Source organism: Gelidibacter japonicus (assembly GCF_010725055.1).
Classification (GTDB): domain Bacteria; phylum Bacteroidota; class Bacteroidia; order Flavobacteriales; family Flavobacteriaceae; genus Gelidibacter; species Gelidibacter japonicus.
The window spans coordinates 1-3,377 of record NZ_BJKB01000042.1 but is presented as its reverse complement, the minus strand read 5'-3'; the positions used below and the strand labels follow the sequence as shown (position 1 = coordinate 3,377).

Below are 3,377 nucleotides of genomic sequence, written 5' to 3'. Positions count from 1 at the left end.
GATGTTTACTTAGAACTCAACCCATCTTTTTGCGAACCGCCGTATACGAGACCCGTACGTACGGTGGTGTGAGAGGCGCAGTGGCGACCGGTAGGTCGTCACCCGTCTACTCGATTGTGCGTTCGCCCTTTATTTTTAGTCGGTTTAGTCAATTTTCAAAGGTAGGATTTTTTAGGGTAGGGAAGGCACTCTCTCTTGCAAGTTTTGGTCAAGAGTAGGCTGGTGCGACTTGCAAGAGTGTGTGCCTTTGTGTCGGATTAACTTGCACAGCAACTTAATTTCGATACGTCTTTTCCGAAAGTTATTGCTGCTAATTTGATGCCTTCTCCCAAAGTCAAATAAGGGTAAAAACTGTCTGCCAAGTCTTTTACAGTTATTCCGTATTTGATTGCCATACTTAATTGTTGGATAAGCTCTCCACCTTCGGGTGCGACTACTCTTGCACCTATCAATTTATCCGTTTCGGTGTTGCGAATAAGTTTGATAAATCCCCTTGTGTCATTTGCTGCAATGGCTCTCGGTACGTCTTTCAATTCCAATTTTGAAACTTCAAACGGAATGCCTTTGGATTCTGCCTGTGCTTCGTCCAAACCTGCACCTGCAATTTGTGGGTCAGTAAAAACCACCCAAGGTAAAGAAGAATAATCGGCTTTGTTTTCTGTTCCTGAGAAAGCATTTTCAACGGCAATTTTACCTTCAAAGGCTGCTGTATAAACAAATGCGGGGGTGTTAGCTACGTCTCCTGCTGCGTAAATGTTGGATAGATTGGTCTCCATCTTCTCATTTACTGCAATATGACCACTTTGGGTGAGTTTCAAACCAATGTTATCTAATCCCAATTGACTTGTATGGGGTTTTGTTCCTGTGGCAATTACTACCTTTCCTTTCTCTACAATTTGCGTAAATGAACCATCAGGGCATTTGCAATGAATTATCGTTTCGTTTCCGTTCTTCTCGAATTTCACGGCTCTGAAATTGGGTAATATTTCAATGCCTTCTTTTCGCATTTGGATTTCCAATGCTTCGCTGATGTCAGGTGTTTGTGTTCGCAATACACGGTCTGTAAATTCAATAATGCGGACTTTTACGCCTAAACGATTGTACGCCATTGCAATTTCCAAACCTATATAACCTGCTCCCATAATGGTCAGGCTTTTGGGTTTTTCTTCCAAGTCGAAAAGAGAAACATTGGTCAAGTAGTCAATTTTGTCCAATCCTTCAATAGTCGGAATATTGGTAGTAGCTCCCGTTACGATTAAAAATTTGATTGCTTTGTATTCCTTGCCGTCAACTTCAATGATTTTATTGTCTTTGAAAGTTGCCCAACCTTTTAGCATAGTCAAGTTTTCAAAATCGCTTACAACATCCATATATTTTTTTTCTTGAAGTGTGGCTACCAATTTTTTCTTATCCTTAATGATTTGCGCAAAATCAATGTCAGCGCCTTTTGGTTTGATGCCTTCAAAGTTGGAATGTGTAGCGTGATAAGCCGTTTCACCCGCACGAATAAGATTTTTAGAAGGTACACAACCCACATTGACGCAAGTCCCGCCAAAGTCCAACCCACCGTTTACCATTAAAGTCGATAGACCTAAACTTTCCGCTTTGATAGCTGCCGAAAATGCAGCCGAACCGCCACCGATAATAATTAAATCAAATTGATTATTTCCACTGTTTCCATTATCAGGGATTTCACCTTTTACACGATAATTTTTCGTACCGTTGATGGTGCTGATGATTTCTTCTTTGCTTGTTTTGGCAGGGTCAAAAGAACATTCACAAGTGGCTTTTGAATAGCTCACATTGGCTTCTTTTACGCCTTCTTTTTTGGTAAGCAGTTTTTCAATTCCTGTGGCACAATGGTCGCAGGTCATACCTGTGATGTCAAATTTTACGGTTTCTTTATTCATTTTGTAATTATTTAATTAAATACTTAAATACAAAAGGCAAAAAAATACTATTTCTTGCCAACCACTTTGTAACCTGTGCCGTTGATTGCTTCTTCAATTTGAGCTAAACTCACTTTGGTTTGGTCAAATTCTACTTTGGCAGTCGCTTCTTCATAAATCGCATCTACCTTAATAATACCTGGCAATTTGTTCACGTCATTTTCTACGTGTGAAGCACATCCATTGCAAGTCATTCCTTTTACATCAAAAGTTACCGCTTGAATGTCAGAGGCATTGACGATTACCACTTCCTTATTGTCGTTTGAAGGATAGAAAATGTGTGCGTATTTTGGAAATGCAAGCATCAAGGCTGCAAAAACGGTTACAATTCCCAAAAATGTTTTTGTCTGCATAAACGGTTTCTTTTCGTCTTCTTCGCAATCACATTGGATTTCTTCGGCTGTTTGTGGTTTGAGTTTCTGATACCAAGCAAAGCCCAATACCAAAACGGTGATACCGATAAGATAAGGTCTTGCTGGTTCCATCCACGAAAAGGTAGATGCCACTCCTGAAGCTCCTGAAATAAGAGCCAATACAGGTGTTATGCAGCAAAGTGATGCTGCTACTGCCGAAAGAACTCCCGCTCCGACAAGTTTGTTGTTTTTCTTGTTCATACTGTTTCCTTTTTTGAATTGTTAATGATATGCTTAAAAAATGGGCGAAGTAAAGTCAATTGCTCTTGTTTTAAAGAGTAGAAAATGGTTTGCCCTTCTCTTCTTCCTTCAATGACGTTTCCGTCTTTTAGCTTTCTGAGGTGTTGCGAAACCGCAGGGATGCTCATTCCGAGAATGTCTGAAAGGTCGCAAGGGCATAATTCGTTTTCTTCTTCTAATAGAAATAAGATTTTCAATCTTACTTCGTTTCCTGCCAATGCTAAAAGTCCACTCAGTTGGGTGAATGCCTTGTCGTTGGTTTGAAGTATTTCTCTACAATTGTCTATTTGAACCTTGTCGGCAAACACTCTGATACACGATTGGTTGTTTTCCATAATTTTCTTGTTTAGGATTAATAACGCAACATAGATACAAATAGTTTTCTTATTTAAGCAAATTCTTAAATAAAGTTTCCAACAAGTCTTTTGTCAGCGGTGGGTGATTTAGCTCTTTTGGTTTTTTTAGGGTTGGCTTTTGTGTCGGCAAAAACCAAATGTGCTAAATGTGCGGTGGGTTTTAGGGTGACGCACAACGGCCCGGCTATGCGGAGTGCGGGATTTGAACCCACAAACCTTTCAGCATGCAGTAAATTTTATTAAATGCTGTTACTTTCAAATTACCACTAAACCCCGCATTACGTATAGCCATTGTGTGTGCCCAGTATGGGCATCTTTACCTTACTGCAAAGTAAGGTATTAATTTAGAGGGTGCAAGTCCCTTATGCGCTGGAGTAACGTCTGGAAGCATTAGTAAGTCGCAAGGGTGTTGTCCGTGA

Annotated in this window: 3 protein-coding genes and 1 tRNA gene; all 4 read right to left on the bottom strand. The window is 40.1% G+C overall.

All coding sequences use genetic code 11. From position 1 onward, the window contains the following. Positions 1-257: 257 nt before the first annotated feature. Positions 258-1,910, bottom strand: coding sequence for a mercury(II) reductase (merA, locus tag G6N06_RS19505; protein WP_073178051.1), 1,653 nt, complete (start codon positions 1,908-1,910; stop codon positions 258-260). Between the two features lie 47 nt (positions 1,911-1,957). Next, positions 1,958-2,563, bottom strand: a complete 606-nt coding sequence (merTP, locus tag G6N06_RS19500) for a mercuric transport protein MerTP (RefSeq protein ID WP_163518371.1) — start codon at positions 2,561-2,563, stop codon at positions 1,958-1,960. Then, entirely contained in the window at positions 2,560-2,937 is a 378-nt protein-coding gene (locus G6N06_RS19495; RefSeq protein ID WP_058699658.1) for an ArsR/SmtB family transcription factor, read from the bottom strand. Before G6N06_RS19495 ends, merTP begins: the two co-directional genes overlap by 4 nt. A 208-nt stretch (positions 2,938-3,145) precedes the next feature. Continuing rightward, positions 3,146-3,235: transfer RNA gene (locus tag G6N06_RS19490), tRNA-OTHER, on the bottom strand. Positions 3,236-3,377: the final 142 nt, after the last annotated feature.

Coding starts and splice junctions, on each gene's coding strand:
- merA (WP_073178051.1), bottom strand. CDS start 1,910: ATGAATAAAGAAACCGTAAAATTTGACATCACAGGTATGACCTGCGAC.
- merTP (WP_163518371.1), bottom strand. CDS start 2,563: ATGAACAAGAAAAACAACAAACTTGTCGGAGCGGGAGTTCTTTCGGCA.
- G6N06_RS19495 (WP_058699658.1), bottom strand. CDS start 2,937: ATGGAAAACAACCAATCGTGTATCAGAGTGTTTGCCGACAAGGTTCAA.